This window comes from Microvirga sp. HS2 (assembly GCF_055792805.1).
This window is the reverse complement of the sequence record NZ_JBVVAJ010000001.1, coordinates 1-14469: the sequence shown is the minus strand read 5'-3', so window position 1 is coordinate 14469 and position 14469 is coordinate 1. Positions and strand designations below refer to the sequence as shown.

The following is a 14469-nucleotide window of genomic DNA, read 5'->3' as shown; positions in this document are numbered from 1 at the left end:
ACGGCCGTGTTAAGCCGATCCCTGCAGCATATTGCCGTTCAGGTGCATGTGCGGCCTCGGAGCCGCACTTCCGTAATCGCACCGGCTCAAATCCTGTTCGGCGAAGCGGATCCGCTTCGCCGTCCAAGAATGCAGGCTAACCAAGACGAGAGATGTCTCCGCGCAAGTGGAAAACGCCTAGTGCGCCTCGTCCCAGTTCTGCGCGGCGCGGGCTTCCACGGCGAGCGGAACCTTGAGGGTCACGGCGGGGAAGGGCGCTTCCGTCATCACGCGGGAGATCACCGGCAGCGTCGCCTCCACCTCGTCGTTGGGCGCTTCGAACACCAGTTCGTCGTGCACCTGCAGCAGCATGCGCGCGGAGAGGCGCTCGGCTTTGAGCGCATCCTCCATGCGGATCATGGCGCGGCGGATGATGTCGGCGGCGGTGCCCTGGATCGGCGCATTGATGGCCTGACGCTCAACGCCCGCGCGTTCGGACGGGTTGCTCGAGCGGATCTGCGGGTAGTGGCACACGCGCCCGAAGAGCGTGGTCACGTAGCCCTTGTCCTTACAAGCCTTCTTCGTCTCGTCGATATAGGTGCGGATGCCCGGGAAGCGCTCGAAATACTGCTTGATGAAGGCGGAGGCCTCGGCGTTCGGAATGCCGAGCCGCGTGGCGAGCCCGAAGGCGGAGATGCCGTAGATGATGCCGAAATTAATGGTCTTCGCCTGACGGCGCAGGTCCGGCGTCATCTTGTCGAGCGGCACGCCGAACATGGCGGATGCGGTCGCCGCGTGAATGTCCTGCCCCTTCGCGAAGGCTTCCTGCAATTGCGGAATGTCCGCGATGTGGGCCAGGATGCGCAGCTCGATCTGGCTGTAGTCGGCCGATATGATCTTGTGGCCCGGCGGCGCGATGAAGGCCGTTCGGATCTTGCGGCCTGCTTCCGTGCGGATCGGAATGTTCTGCAGGTTCGGATCGGACGAGGACAGGCGGCCCGTCGTGGTGGCTGCGAGCGAGAAGGAGGTGTGCACCCGCTTCGTCTCGGGATGCATATGCTCCTGCAACGTATCCGTGTAGGTCGATTTCAGCTTGGAGAGCTGACGCCATTCGAGGATCTTCGCGGGCAGCTCGTGGCCGGCCTGCGCCAGCTCGTCGAGCAGGGTCGCGGGCGTCGCCCATTGGCCGGAGGGCGTCTTCTTGGCGCCGGGCAGGCCCATCTTGCCGAAGAGAATGTCGCCGATCTGCTTCGGGCTTCCCAAGGCGAATTTCTCGCCCGCCATCTCGTGGATCTCGTCTTCGAGACGCGCGAGCGTCTGCGAGAAATCGCCGGACAGGCGGCTCAGGATCTGCCGGTCCACGAGGATGCCGCGCATCTCCATGCGGGCGATCACGTCGACGAGCGGGCGCTCGAGCGTCTCATAGACCGTGGCGCGATGCTCGGCGGTGAGGCGGGGCTTGAGGATCTGCCAGAGGCGCAAGGTGACGTCCGCGTCCTCCGCTGCATAGGCCGTCGCCTTGGAGATCTCGACCTTGTCGAAGGTCACCTTGTTCCGGCCCGTGCCCGCCACGTCCGAGAAGGTGATCGGCGCATGGCCGAGATGGCGGCGGGACAATTCGTCCATGCCGTGCGAGCCCTTTCCGGCGTCGAGCACGTAGGAGATCAGCATCGTGTCGTCGATGGGACGGACATCGATGTTGTGGCGCTTGAACACGATCCAGTCGTATTTCAGGTTCTGCCCGATCTTGAGAACGGACGGGTCCTCCAGCATCGGCCGAACGGCATCGAGCGCGTCGGTCACCGAAAGCTGACCCTTCACGAGCCCGCCGCCGAAGAGATCGGATTCATCACGGTGCTGCAGCGGCACGTAACAGGCCTTGCCTGGCTCCAGCGCCAGCGAGAAACCCACGATATCAGCGCGGTTCGCGTCGAGATCGCTCGTCTCCGTGTCGACGGCGACATAGCCCTGCGCAATCGCTTGAGCGGCCCATTCCTTGAGCCGGTCGAGGCTCGTGACGGTCTCGTAGGACGACACGTCGAAAGGCGTGGACGAGGCTTCCGTCGCGCGTTTTCCGGCAAGCTGAGATGGCGTTCCAACGCCTTCAAAGGGTTTGCGAGCCGTGGCCGTCTCCGGTAGGTCGAGCCCTGCGAATGGATCGACCTCGCCTGAGATCGCTTCACCCTTTTCGAACAGGGGAGGCTCCGTCTCCGCTCCTGCAAATCGGCCGTTGCGCTCCCACCTGATCGCCTCGCCGCCCGGCATCAGCCGCGGGTCGGGTTCGATGGCGGCGGGATCGGCGTCATAGAGTTCCGCCACGCGGCGCGTGAGCGTGCTGAACTCCATGGCCTTGAGGAAGCCGACGAGCGTCTTCGGATCGGGTTCGGGCACCCGCAGATCGTCGAGCGGCACGGGCACGGGCGCTTCGCAATCGAGCGTCACGAGCTTCTTGGACAGGCGCGCGGCTTCCGCGTTGTTGATCAGCGTCTCGCGGCGCTTGGGCTGCTTGATCTCGTTCGCGCGTTCCAGCAGCGTTTCGAGATCGCCATATTCCTTGATGAGCTGTGCCGCCGTCTTGAGGCCGATGCCCGGCACGCCCGGCACGTTGTCCGAGGTGTCGCCCATGAGGGCCAGCACATCGCCGATCTTTTCCGGCGGAATGCCTTCCCACTTCTCGATCACGGCGGCTTCGTCGAGATTGCGCTCGGGCCGGTAGCCGGGCTTGCCCTTGGAGCCGGATTCGAAATCGTAGAAGCACACCTTGGGACCGACGAGCTGCATCAGGTCCTTGTCGGAGGAGATGATGAGCACGTCTGCGCCGCGCGCCTTGGCCTGCTGGGTATAGGTGGCGATCAGATCGTCCGCCTCGTAGCGCTGAAGTTCCACCGGCTCGAGGCCGAAGGCGCGGATCGCCTCGCGCATCAGCGGCATCTGGACCTTCAGGTCCTCCGGGGCGTCGGGGCGGTGGCCCTTGTAATCCTCATAGAGTTCCTTGCGGAACGACCCCTCGGACTTGTCGAGCACGATGGCCAGATGGGTGGGCTTCAGGCCCGCCGCGCCGTCGCGCATGAACTGCAGGAGCTTGGTGACGAACAGGCGCACGGCCCCCGTCGGCATGCCGTCCGAGCTGCGGGAATTGTACTTCTGGTCCTGGTTCATGGACTGGAAGTAGGCCCGGAAGATGAAGGAGGAGCCGTCGACGAGGAAGATGTGATCGCCGGCTTGGACGGGACGGGAGGAAGCCATGGGTCTCGTTCGTGGAGGAAATCGACCCCTTACAGATAGTGGTTTCATCGCCGCCTGGCTACGTCCGGCGCGCCATTATGCAGCCTTGAGCCGCGCGAGATCCAGGTCGAGCTCCCTGAGCGCCTGCATCACCACGCCTTCGGTCAGGAGGTCGAGGGAGGATTCCACCACGTGGATGGCGGCGAGCGCCCTGAGCTCCGGAATGGTCTGCGCTTCGAGGGCCGCCTCGAAGGAGGAGCGGAGCAGGTCCATGGCCCGGGTGCCGGGGCCGCAGAGCACGATATGGTCGGGCTCCAGGGTCTGGATCAGGATGCCCACCGCATCGCCCAGAACCTCGCCGGCTTCGCGGAAGAGGTTGAGGAGGGCGGGGTCGCCCGACCGGGCCTGCTCCACGACGGCGCTCATCGCCGCCTCGCCGGGGAGCAGAAGATTGGGGGCGGGGCGGTGGTCGATCAGCTGCGCATCCCGGTGCAAGGCGTAATCGGCGAGATAGGCCTCGATGCAGCCGCGTCCGCCGCAGCGGCATTGCGGTCCGCCCCGGCGCAGGCGCACATGGCCGAACTCGCTGCCGCCGAAACGCGCGCCGCGATAGAGCTCTCCCTGGATGAGAAAGCCCATGCCGACGCCATCGCCCACCATCAGGCAGGCGGTTCTGCCCGAGCGGAAGTCGGGATTGCGCTGCGCGATGGCGAAGGCCATGGCGCTGGCGTCGTTCTCGATAAGGACGGGCTTGCCGAGCCGCCCGCCCAGGCCCGCGGCGAGGGGCAGGTCGCGGGTGCCGAGCACCGGGCTCCAGGCGACGACCCCGTCGCGGGTGTCCACATAGCCCTGGCAGGCGAGGCCGATGGCCTTCACGTCGGATGCGCCGCTCTCCCTGGCAAAGGTGGAAACGGTGTCCGCCAGAACATCCATCAGTTCCTCGGCTTCGAGGTTTCTCAGGGGCCGCTCGATATGGCGGCTCGCCCGGTTGCGTCCCGCGCTGTCCACCAGCCTCAGTTCGACGCGGTTGAAGCCGGTCCACACGCCGATCACGGATCCCAAGGACTCGGCGAAGAACAGGCGTGTCTTGGGGCGCCCCCGGATGAGGCCCGTCCCCTGGTCCGCCGTTTCCTCGGCAACGAGAATGCCCTCGTCGAGCAGGCTAGCCGTCAGCTCCGAGACGCTCGCCGGGCTCATGCCGAGATGCTGGCCGATCTCCACGCGCGCCATGGGGCCTTTACGGCGCAACGCATCCAGGAGGCGGCGGCGTGTGGCTTCGCGAGGGGAGAGGGAGAGCATGGTCATCGCTGCTATTTCTTCATGAAATGAATAAAACAGGGCGGGGTAAAAGGGATATCCAACCAAATAATGAGAGCTTTGCCGCTTGAAGGCAAAAAGAGAGCGGATAATTATTTTCCTGCTCGAACAATAAAACATGGCAGCGTGAGCCACGCCTGTCGATCTCATCAGGGAAGACAGCCTGCCATGAGCACAGGGCCCAGAGGGACAATAACGGGCCCAGGAGGAAACCCATGGTATCCAAGAAGCATGCTCTCATCAGCCTTGCCGCCCTGGCCCTTTCGGTAGGCGCGGCCTTTGCCCAGGGCAAGGGCCCGGTCGTCGGCGTCAGCTGGTCGAACTTCCAGGAGGAGCGCTGGAAGACTGACGAGGCCGCCATCAAGGCAGCGGTCGAAAAGGCTGGCGGCACCTATGTGTCGGCGGATGCGCAATCGTCGCCCGCCAAGCAGCTCACCGATATCGAAAGCCTGATCTCCCGCGGCGCCAAGGCCCTGATCGTGCTGGCCCAGGACGCGGACGCCGTGCGTCCCGCCATCGAGAAGGCTGTGGCCGAGGGCATTCCGGTCGTGGGTTATGATCGCCTGATCGAGATCCCGCAGGCCTTCTATCTCACCTTCGACAACGTCGAGGTGGGCCGCCTCCAGGCGCGCGAGGTGTTCAAGGTGAAGCCCGAGGGCAATTACGTGTTCATCAAGGGCTCGGGCGCCGACCCGAACGCCAACTTCCTGTTCCAGGGAGCCATGGAAGTGCTCAAGCCTGCGATCGACGCGGGCAAGATCAAGAATGTGGGCGAGGCCTACACGGACGGCTGGCTCCCCGCCAACGCGCAGCGGAACATGGAGCAGTTCCTCACCAAGAACAACAACAAGGTCGATGCGGTGGTCGCGGCCAATGACGGTACCGCAGGCGGCGCCATCGCGGCGCTCGCCGCCCAGGGGCTCGCGGGCTCCGTGCCGGTATCTGGCCAGGACGCTGACAAGGCCGCCCTGAACCGGGTCGCGCTCGGCACGCAGACCGTGACCGTGTTCAAAGATGCCCGCGAACTCGGCCGCAACGCCGCCGAAATCGCGATCCAGCTCGCCGGCGGGAAGAAGCTCACCGAGATTCAGGGGGCGAAATCCTGGAATCAGGGACCGAAGAAGCAGAACATGACGGCTCTCTTCCTCACGCCCGTCGCGATCACGAAGGACAATCTCGACGTGGTCATCAACGCGGGCTGGGCATCGAAGGAGGTCGTCTGCCAAGGCGTGAAGCCCGGCACGGTGAAGGCCTGCAACTAAGATTGCTCCGATGGGCCGCTCCCGTGCCATCCCCGGCCGGGAGCTGCCAGAACCGCTGAGTCGAGGGGGATCCATGGGCCTTGCGCGATGGATCCCTTTTCCTGCTTCGCCTCGTCTTGGACAACACCTCATTGATGAGCGGCGCGATGCCATGAACGCACCTGTTGCCACGACCGCCCAGCCGCCGAGCACCGCTTCCGGCTCGCTGCTGTCGAAGCTCGAGATTGATGTCCGCATGCTCGGGATGATCGCGGCGCTCGCCGTGATCTGGATCGGGTTCGATCTGTTGTCAGGCGGGGTTTTCCTGACGCCGCGAAATCTCTGGAACCTGTCGGTGCAGACGGCTTCCGTCGCGATCATGGCGACCGGCATGGTGCTGGTCATCGTCACACGCAATATCGATCTCTCGGTCGGAGCCATCCTCGGCGTCGTTGGCATGATCATCGGCGTCGCACAGGCGCAATGGCTGCCGTCCTATCTCGGCTTCGAACATCCGCTGACGGCTCCTCTCGTGGTGCTGCTCGCGGTGCTGGTCGGCGGCGCGATCGGCCTCTTCCAGGGCTGGCTCATCGCCTATCTCGGCATTCCTTCCTTCATCGTCACCCTCGGCGGCCTGCTCGTGTGGCGCGGCGCGGCCTGGTGGGTCACGACGGGCCAGACCGTCGCGCCCATGGACAGCCGCTTCAAGGCGTTCGGGGGCGGGGTCGAAGGCGCGCTTGGCGCGACCGCCACCTGGATCATCGCGGCCATCGCCTGCGGGCTCATCGTCATCGGTCTCGGCCTGTCCCGTCGTCGCCGGTTGAGCTTCGGCTTCCCGGTGCGTCCCGGCTGGGCGGATGCGGTGATCGCACTCGTTGCCTGCGGCGCGGTCCTGGCAGCCGCCGCCGTCGCCAATGCCTATCCCCTGCCGGCCGGCACGGCCCGCACCTGGGCGGAGGCGAATGGCATTCCGTGGCCCGAAGGCGGCCTGTTCATCCCGCATGGCGTAGCGCTGCCGGTGCTGATCGCCGTGATGGTGGGCCTCGTCATGACCTTCATCGCCACACGCCGCCGCTTCGGCCGCTATGTATTCGCCATCGGCGGCAATCCGGAGGCGGCGGAACTGTCCGGCATCAATACGCGCTGGACGCTGATGAAGGTCTTCGGCCTCATGGGCCTGCTCTGCGGCATCTCGGCCTGCATCTCCACGGCGCGTCTCAACGCAGCCACCAATGCGGCGGGCACTCTCGACGAGCTTTATGTGATCGCCTCCGCCGTGATCGGCGGCACCTCGCTCGCAGGCGGCATCGGCACCATCGCGGGCGCGATGCTCGGCGCACTCGTCATGCAGTCGCTGCAATCCGGCATGGTGCTGCTCGGGGTCGATACGCCCTTGCAGAACATCGTCGTCGGCGCAGTGCTCGTGCTGGCGGTGTGGGTCGACGGCCTCTATCGCCGCCGCATCAAATGAGAGGGGAGCGGATCATGCAAGCCAATGAAGCGACGCCTCTCGTCGAGATGCGCAACATCTCCATCGCCTTCGGCGGCATCAAGGCCGTGGACGACGTGTCCATCGACCTGCGCCCCGGCGAGGTGGTGGGACTGCTCGGCCACAACGGTGCGGGCAAGTCGACGCTCATCAAGATTCTCTCCGGCGCCTATCGGCCCGACGCGGGCGAGATCTACGTGAACGGCGAGCACGCCGATATTTCCACGCCACGGGATGCCAAGCGCTACGGCATCGAGACGATCTATCAGACGCTGGCCCTGGCCGACAACATCGACGCGGCGGGCAACATCTTTCTCGGTCGCGAGGTCCTGACGCCCTACGGAACCCTCGACGATGCGGCGATGGAGGCCGAGACCCGCAAGGTGATGGCGCGCCTCAATCCGCATTTCCGCCGCTTCAAGGAGCCGGTGAAGGCGCTCTCCGGCGGCCAGCGGCAGTCGGTGGCGATCGCGCGTGCGATCTACTTCAATGCCCGCGTGCTGATCATGGATGAGCCCACGGCGGCGCTCGGCCCCGCCGAGACGCAGCAGGTCGCGGATCTGGTGCTGCAATTGAAGAAGGAGGGCATCGGCATCTTCCTCATCAGCCACGACATCCACGACGTGTTCGGCCTTGCCGACCGGGTGAGCGTGATGAAGAACGGCAAGCTCGTGGGCTCCGCCAACGTGCAGGACGTCACGCAGGACGAAGTGCTCGGCATGATCATTCTGGGCAAGTGCCCGCCCGGCGCGACGCCGGGGCCAGGCGCGAGTTAAATCTTATCGGCAATGAGAGTCTGGGATGTGTCGCTTGAGATCCCCCAGCTCGGCTCAACGGAGATCTCGCGTTAGGTCAGAGCAGCGGCCTCAGGGAGAGAGCGCCTTCGCAAGGCGCTCGTCCTTGGCGAGCCGCGCTTGCAACTTGGGGGTATAGCTGGTCGCCATGAAGGTTTGTACCTGAGGCAGCATGTTCTCGGTAAATTTGGCCATCTTCTTGGCGACTCGCGAGCCAACGGGCGATCTGTAAAACTCGTACAAGGCTCCAATTTCCTCTTCGCTGAACTCCTTCTTATAGAGGTTTGCGAGGAAAACAGCGAATTCGGGTTTCAGATTGGTCAGTTCATCCGCCGCGACGTCGGCAACGTAGTTGGCGATTTCTGGGGTGAATTTGTTCGACGTTTTCTTGAGCTGCTCGACCATCATCGGTTTGAACCCCGCAAACGCAGTATCCATGACCTTTCCAAAGTCGCTGATCTCAAGGAGGTACTTAACCTTTTCGTCGACTGAGCCTGTCTGAGCTGCGGCCGGCAGGGGCAGAGCAAGCAGGGTCAGAAGCAGGAGTGAGCGGATAGGTTGAATCACGATGAAGCTCCAGGCATATGCAATTTTATATCATTTTATTGCACGGTTGGCTGGAACCTTCAACTGCCCGACGAGCTATCGAGGCGAAGCCGCTGATGCGCTGGATGGCATGCTGAGCCTGTTATCGGCCTCTGACGCTTCCGCTTCTTCCTTCTGACGCACCGTCTCCATCGTGTCCTGGCGCACCAGGAGGCAAAGAACCGCGAGCGGAACGCCGAGGGCCGCCGTGCCGGTGAAGAGCAGGGGATAGCCGTAAGCATCCACCACCGCGCCGGATGCGCCGCCGATGAGTTTTCCCGGAAGCGCATAGAGCGAGCTGAGAAGAGCATATTGCGTGGCGGCAAAGCCGGGCGAGGTGAGTCCCGACATATAGGCCACCAACGCCGCGCCCGCGAAGCCTTGCGCGAAATTGTCGATGCTGATGGTGAGCGTCAGGCCGGTGAGGGTGGCGTGGCCAGCGGCGAGCCAGGAGAACATCCCATTCGATCCGGCGGCGAGAAGGGCCCCGATCAGCAGAGTCCACCAGAGGCCGAGCCGCGTCAGCGCGAGGCCGCCGCCGAAGGCGCCGATGATGCCGATCCAGACTCCGTAGAGCTTCGAGATGCTGGCGATGTCAGACTTGCTGAAGCCGAGGTCGATATAGAGCGGGTTCGCCATGATCCCGGCCATGAAATCGGGCAGGCGGTAGCAGGCGATCAGCGCCAGGATCGGGATGAGCATCATCCGCTTGCGCTGGAAGAGATCGGCGAGGGGCTCGACGATGGCCTGGGCAAAGGGAGGGTTCTTGCGAACCCGGAGGTCGTCGATGCGCGGTGCGAGCAGGGTGCCGACGAGCCCGACGCCCATGAGCGCGGCCATGGAGAGATAGGCGCTCGACCAGTTCACGAGTTCGGCGATGTAGAGCGCGCCTGCGCCCGCGCAGAGCAGCGCCAAGCGATAGCCGAGCTGGAGACTTGCCGCCATCATGCCCTGGCGCTCGGTGGGCGCCGCGTCGATGCGCCAGCCGTCGATCACCACATCCTGCGTGGCCGAGAAGAAGGCGATCAACACGGCGCAGACGATGGTGAGGGGCAGGCTGGTCGTCGGACCCGTCAGGGCCATGCCGATGAGGGCCGCCATCACGCCGAGCTGTGCCAGAGCCATCCACCCGCGGCGGCGGCCGAGCAGGCGGGCGAGAACCGGAACGTCATAGCGGTCGACGATGGGTGCCCAGAGAAACTTGAGGGAATAAGCCAGCCCGACCCAGCTCATCAGGCCGATGATCGTGAGAGAAATGCCCGCTTCCCTAAGCCAGGTGGAAAGCGTGCTGAAGACGAGCAGGAAAGGCAGGCCCGAGGAAAACCCTAAGGGCAGCATGAGCGCGATGCGTCCGTCGGTCAGAACGTCTTTGAGCGAAAGTCGGCGTTTGGCTTGGACCATGAACGGCTCGGTCGGGTTGAGGGCGGACCTGCCTTCAAGGCGCGATCCGCGAAAGCTGGCGCTTGAGCCCATGGGGGAGTTAAGGGGCCTTGGCGATTTGGGTCGCCGCGTCCTGCCTGGCGTGATGGGGCGATCTCACCAGGGTCTGGATCGCCTCTGCGACCTGATCGGCGAGGCAATCATATCCCTTGTCGCTCATGTGGAAACCGTCGCTCGAGAGCATCGCGCGCAGTTCCTCGGCCGACTGGCTGTTCCAGTCCTGCATCAGCGCATAGCGGGAGAAGACGGGAATCTGCCTCTCGCGACCGAGCGTGCTCACCATCCGCACGAACTGTTCGTAGCGGCTCAGGTCCTTGATCGCGGGGAAATATTGCTGGTCGAGGAGAATGAGGCTGGCTCCACTGGTCTTCACGGCCGTGATGCCGCGTTCCAGGATGGCCCGGAACTCGCCTTCGCTCACGCCCTTGATGGCGTCGTTCGTGCCTACCTGCCAGATGACCAGATCGAAGGTCTGGGTCTTAAGCGCCGCTTCGAGCCTTTCTACGGTCTGAACGCCCGTCTCGCCGCCTTTCCCGGAGTTGACGACGGAAATGTCGCCTTTCCAGTCCTCGCTCAATTCGTCTTCGAGCTGGGCGGGATAGGCATGATCGGGTGACGAGGCGCCGATGCCCTCTGTCGAGGACGAGCCGATGGCGAGAATGCGGATGGGTTCATGGCGGGCAAGCTTGGCGCCGAGGGCCGCCGCGGGCGCATAAGTCGTGAAGACCTGACGTTTCGCGTCGCAATCGGCGCTGCTTGAAGCCGCTGCTGCCGATGAGCCAAACAATGCAAGATTTAAGACGAGAGCCGCCCCTGTGAAGCCGACAATCCGAGCCCCTTTGCCTGCCCTTGTTTCCGAGCAGTCAGGTTTTGTCTGTTCCATTCGAGATATCGCGCCAGTGCCAGAAGACCAATGATACCAAGAATGGTGAATACCATACCGATGATCTGCGGACTAGCAGACGATTTGACTGCGGCAAGCGTCATGATGACTTGCCCGAGGGCGCTCAAGAGCGATCCGACGGCAAAGATCGTGAGGCCGTTCTGCCCGAGACGAACAAGGTCGGGTCCAATGGCCGTCTTTTTGAGAGCGTCTCCGAGTCCGAACTGGGCCACCAGATAGGCCAGCGCCAGGAAGTGAAGCATGCGGGCCACGCCAAGGTCGTGCTTGACGAGATCGAGCTTGGCCATGGCGATCTCGTAGGTCCAGGGCATCAGGCCGAAACCCGCCGTCATCGCGACAAGCGACAGGAGAACGATGGCGAATGCGCCGGCGGCGAGGGCTCTCCTGTAGGGGACTGGTCTTTCCAGCATCAGGAGCCCCGTCACGATTCCAAGCGTAAACAGAAACTGCCACGCGAACGGGTTGAAGAACCAGGTTCCGGGCTCCGGCCAGCTGTGGAGTGTCAGGATGCCGGCGCGCGCCAGGAGGTACACTCCTGCGGAGACCAGAAGTGCAAGGCCCGCATGGACCCGCGCCAGGACGAGCGCCACGGGAGCCCAGAGCATCAGCGCGATATAAAGCGGAAGAATATTGAAATAGCCGAGCTGATGGCCGAGCAGGATGATTCCGGTGATGCCCTTGGCCGTATCGCCGAAGACGGCGTTGCGCCCGTGCTCCTCGATGAGGCCGATCTCCTCGCTCAGTTCATAACCGATCGAAAAGACGGCGATCGCTCCGGCCGTGAGAAGAAGATGAACCCGATAGAGCTTGAAAGCGCGCTGCAGACATTGCTTTACGACACCGAACAGATCGCCCTGTGGCAGGCGAGGTCCGTAGACGAGAGCGATCGACAGGCCGGAGATGAAGATGAAGGCCTCCGTCGAATCGGAGAGACCGAAATTGCGCGGCGTGATGTGCTCGATGAGATTGCCCGGGATGTGGTTGACGAAGATGATCACCAGCACGAGGCCGCGCCAGAAATCAATTGTCGTGTTCCGTACCGAGGCTGCCATCGACCTGCTCTTCAAATCTGTACAGTGCTAAAAACGCCAAGCTGGCAAAAGGTTGCCCCGGCGCATTGCAAAGGCTGATGCAGTCGAACGCATCTATGAATGCTTCGACCTTATCATTGGGGCTAGCGGAGGGCGAATTACAAAAAATTCATCTTCAGCGCGGCTGAAGCTCGGAATCATTCTCTGATTCCTCGACCGCTTTGTAGAGCTTGGTCAGGAAGACCTCAAGAGCTTGCTCGGGCGGACAGTCCTTCTCCGTGAGAACGCGCAGGCCCCATTGTTCCAGGACTGCCTGCTCCACCGGATTGGATCGCAACATGAAAACATAGGATTGCGGCCGGTCGCGCTCATAGCCCGATCCATGCCACGTCCTCCAGAGCCGGTGCATGAGAAAGCGGATGTTGAGATCTGTCATGCTGTAACCGATGAACAGGATCGTCTTGCCGAGCGAATCCGAGCGGAACTTGATATCGAGGGGCGACTCGAAAGACAGGCGGTCGAGATAATCGGTTTCGGCGATCACGATGGAATCGTCCTCATCGAAATCGCCGTGATATTTCACGATCTGCGGTATGCCCTCACGAATACGGGCAATGTCCTTGGCATTGACGATCTTGACGTAGTCCTTGCCCTGAAGATCGAAGGCGGTCTCCAGGTTCCTGTCGAAATTCGTCGTGTAGATGATGGAAAAATCGAGCTTGCAGATGAGCTCGTGCACCCTGGAGGCCTTGAGCTTTTCCTCCGGAATAGTCCAATTTCGGTCCATCCAGCTGCGCAAGGGACCAATGCTGCCCTGCTTGATGCGATAATATTCGGCGAGCGCCAAATAGTTCAGTTCGCCGTCCTTGAAGCTCGATGCATCGAGGCGGAGTTCGTCCGCCACGTGTTTGATCAGGGTGCTCCAGGAAGGCAGCCCTACGGTCATCGATACGCCGGCCCCGGCGAACAGAATGGCCTGCCGCCTCCTGATAGCTTCGACCAGATCTTCCAGCACGTTGATAAGGCTCCCTGCAACGGACTCCTGCCCATAACGCTCAAACTGCGCTCTCAGGCTCAAAGACAATGGATAACTTGAGCGTTTCGTGTGTTGTTGTAGGACATTGCGACTTCAGACAGGAGGAAGCCGGACGTGACAGCCTATCGGATCAAGCAGATCGACACCGTCTACGAGGGTTGGCGCAAGCTCCTGAACCTGACGGTCCAGATGCCGGATGGGCGGACCATGATCCGCGAGGTGCTCAACAGTGGCGATGCCGCGGCCGTCCTTCCCTACGATCTGGAGCGGCGGAAAGTGATCCTCGTCCGGCAATTTCGCGCGCCCGTCATGCACATGGAAGGGCATCCGGATTTTCTGGAGGCGGTGGCGGGCCTCCTCGACGAGGACGAGCCCGAGATGTGCGCCAGGCGCGAGAGCATGGAGGAGGCCGGATTGCGGATCGAGCGTCTGGAGCCCCTCGGCCGGTTCTGGTCCGCGCCCGGAGCCACCACGGAGCGGCTGCACCTCTTCCTCGCACCGTACACGCAAGCCGACCGCGTTGCCGATGGCGGCGGCCTGGCCGACGAGCACGAGGAGATCGAGGTGCTGGAGATCGGCTTCGACGACCTTGCAGGCCTCCTGGCCGATAACACCATTGCCGACATGAAGACCATGGTGCTCGTGCAGGCGCTGCAATTGCGGCACCCGCACGCTTTCGGGACGATCTAGCCGAGGCGCTCGGCGTGCCAGCGCAGGTGATCCTCGATGAAGGTGCTGATGAAGAAATAGGAATGGTCGTACCCTTCCTGCCTGCGCAGGGTGAGGGGCTGGCCGGCCTTCGCGCAGGCCTCCTCCAGAAGCTGCGGCTTCAGCTGGCTATCGAGGAAGGTGTCGGCGGTGCCCTGATCGACCAGGATCTCGGGCACGCGAGCGCCGCCCTCGATCAGCGCGCAGGCATCATAGTCGCGCCAGGCGGATCGGTCCGAGCCGATGTAGTTCGACAGCGCCTTCTCGCCCCACGGGCAGTTCAGGGGCGAGGCGATCGGTGCGAAGGCCGAGACGGCCTTGAAGCGCCCCGGGTTGCGTAAGGCGATGGTGAGCGCCCCGTGTCCGCCCATGGAATGACCCATGATGCCCTGCCGCTGCATGTCGGCGGGCAGGTCTTCCGCCACGAGGGACGGCAGCTCGCGTTCGATATAGGAGCGCATGCGGTAGTGCTTCGCCCAGGGTTCCTGCACGGCATCGACGTAGAAGCCTGCCCCGAGGCCGAAATCATAGGCCCCCTCGGGATCGTCCGGCACACCTTCGCCGCGCGGGCTCGTGTCCGGCGCGATGAGGATGAGACCGAGCTCCGAGGCGACGCGCTGCGCGCCGGCTTTGACGGTGAAGTTCTCTTCCGTGCAGGTCAGGCCCGAGAGGAACCACACCACAGGTACCTTGCCCTTTGCGGCCTGCGGCGGAACATAG

12 protein-coding genes are annotated in these 14469 nt (G+C 63.3%); 4 read left to right on the top strand and 8 right to left on the bottom strand.

From position 1 onward, the window contains the following. Positions 1 to 177: 177 nt before the first annotated feature. The gene (gene polA / locus ACS5Q0_RS00060; protein ID WP_473124560.1) at positions 178 to 3225 is read right to left on the bottom strand and encodes a DNA polymerase I; all 3048 of its coding nucleotides are present in this window, start codon (positions 3223 to 3225) and stop codon (positions 178 to 180) included. A 75-nt stretch (positions 3226 to 3300) separates the two neighbouring features. After that, positions 3301 to 4509 (bottom strand): ROK family protein, encoded by a 1209-nt coding sequence (locus tag ACS5Q0_RS00055; RefSeq protein ID WP_473124559.1) that lies wholly within the window; start codon positions 4507 to 4509, stop codon positions 3301 to 3303. Between the two features lie 227 nt (positions 4510 to 4736). Between ACS5Q0_RS00055 and xylF the strand changes: the two genes are divergently transcribed. From xylF to ACS5Q0_RS00040, 3 genes are all read left to right on the top strand, one after another. Continuing rightward, the gene (gene xylF / locus ACS5Q0_RS00050; protein ID WP_473124558.1) at positions 4737 to 5783 is read left to right on the top strand and encodes a D-xylose ABC transporter substrate-binding protein; all 1047 of its coding nucleotides are present in this window, start codon (positions 4737 to 4739) and stop codon (positions 5781 to 5783) included. Positions 5784 to 5934: 151 nt separating this feature from the next. After that, entirely contained in the window at positions 5935 to 7233 is a 1299-nt protein-coding gene (locus tag ACS5Q0_RS00045; RefSeq protein WP_473124557.1) for a sugar ABC transporter permease, read from the top strand. 14 nt (positions 7234 to 7247) lie between these two features. Then, positions 7248 to 8027: an ATP-binding cassette domain-containing protein gene (locus ACS5Q0_RS00040; RefSeq protein ID WP_473124556.1), complete on the top strand. Its 780-nt coding sequence runs from the start codon at positions 7248 to 7250 to the stop codon at positions 8025 to 8027. A gap of 90 nt (positions 8028 to 8117) precedes the next feature. On the opposite strand, the gene ACS5Q0_RS00035 is transcribed toward ACS5Q0_RS00040, so the two are convergent. The 5 genes from ACS5Q0_RS00035 to ACS5Q0_RS00015 form a co-directional block, all read right to left on the bottom strand. Next, the gene (locus ACS5Q0_RS00035; protein WP_473124555.1) at positions 8118 to 8612 is read right to left on the bottom strand and encodes a DUF2059 domain-containing protein; all 495 of its coding nucleotides are present in this window, start codon (positions 8610 to 8612) and stop codon (positions 8118 to 8120) included. Between the two features lie 75 nt (positions 8613 to 8687). Then, positions 8688 to 10031 carry an AmpG family muropeptide MFS transporter gene (locus ACS5Q0_RS00030; RefSeq protein WP_473124554.1) on the bottom strand — a complete coding sequence of 448 codons (1344 nt, stop codon included), beginning with the start codon at positions 10029 to 10031 and terminating at the stop codon, positions 8688 to 8690. Positions 10032 to 10110: 79 nt separating this feature from the next. Next, positions 10111 to 10857 (bottom strand): SGNH/GDSL hydrolase family protein, encoded by a 747-nt coding sequence (locus ACS5Q0_RS00025; RefSeq protein WP_473124553.1) that lies wholly within the window; start codon positions 10855 to 10857, stop codon positions 10111 to 10113. An 8-nt stretch (positions 10858 to 10865) separates the two neighbouring features. Continuing rightward, positions 10866 to 12026 carry an OpgC family protein gene (locus ACS5Q0_RS00020; protein WP_473124552.1) on the bottom strand — a complete coding sequence of 387 codons (1161 nt, stop codon included), beginning with the start codon at positions 12024 to 12026 and terminating at the stop codon, positions 10866 to 10868. Between the two features lie 154 nt (positions 12027 to 12180). Continuing rightward, positions 12181 to 13020 carry an SIR2 family NAD-dependent protein deacylase gene (locus ACS5Q0_RS00015; protein WP_473124551.1) on the bottom strand — a complete coding sequence of 280 codons (840 nt, stop codon included), beginning with the start codon at positions 13018 to 13020 and terminating at the stop codon, positions 12181 to 12183. A gap of 135 nt (positions 13021 to 13155) precedes the next feature. On the opposite strand from ACS5Q0_RS00015, the gene ACS5Q0_RS00010 reads away from it, so the two are divergent. Continuing rightward, a complete protein-coding gene (locus tag ACS5Q0_RS00010; protein WP_473124550.1) occupies positions 13156 to 13731 on the top strand; it encodes an NUDIX domain-containing protein in 576 nt (191 codons plus the stop codon). Here the strand turns inward: ACS5Q0_RS00010 and fghA are convergent. Beyond that, positions 13728 to 14469: S-formylglutathione hydrolase (fghA, locus tag ACS5Q0_RS00005; RefSeq protein ID WP_473124549.1), on the bottom strand; the 742-nt coding region annotated here is incomplete at its 5' end. The genes ACS5Q0_RS00010 and fghA overlap by 4 nt on opposite strands.

Coding starts and splice junctions, on each gene's coding strand:
- polA (WP_473124560.1), bottom strand. CDS start 3,225: ATGGCTTCCTCCCGTCCCGTCCAAGCCGGCGATCACATCTTCCTCGTC.
- ACS5Q0_RS00055 (WP_473124559.1), bottom strand. CDS start 4,509: ATGACCATGCTCTCCCTCTCCCCTCGCGAAGCCACACGCCGCCGCCTC.
- xylF (WP_473124558.1), top strand. CDS start 4,737: ATGGTATCCAAGAAGCATGCTCTCATCAGCCTTGCCGCCCTGGCCCTT.
- ACS5Q0_RS00045 (WP_473124557.1), top strand. CDS start 5,935: ATGAACGCACCTGTTGCCACGACCGCCCAGCCGCCGAGCACCGCTTCC.
- ACS5Q0_RS00040 (WP_473124556.1), top strand. CDS start 7,248: ATGCAAGCCAATGAAGCGACGCCTCTCGTCGAGATGCGCAACATCTCC.
- ACS5Q0_RS00030 (WP_473124554.1), bottom strand. CDS start 10,031: ATGGTCCAAGCCAAACGCCGACTTTCGCTCAAAGACGTTCTGACCGAC.
- ACS5Q0_RS00020 (WP_473124552.1), bottom strand. CDS start 12,026: ATGGCAGCCTCGGTACGGAACACGACAATTGATTTCTGGCGCGGCCTC.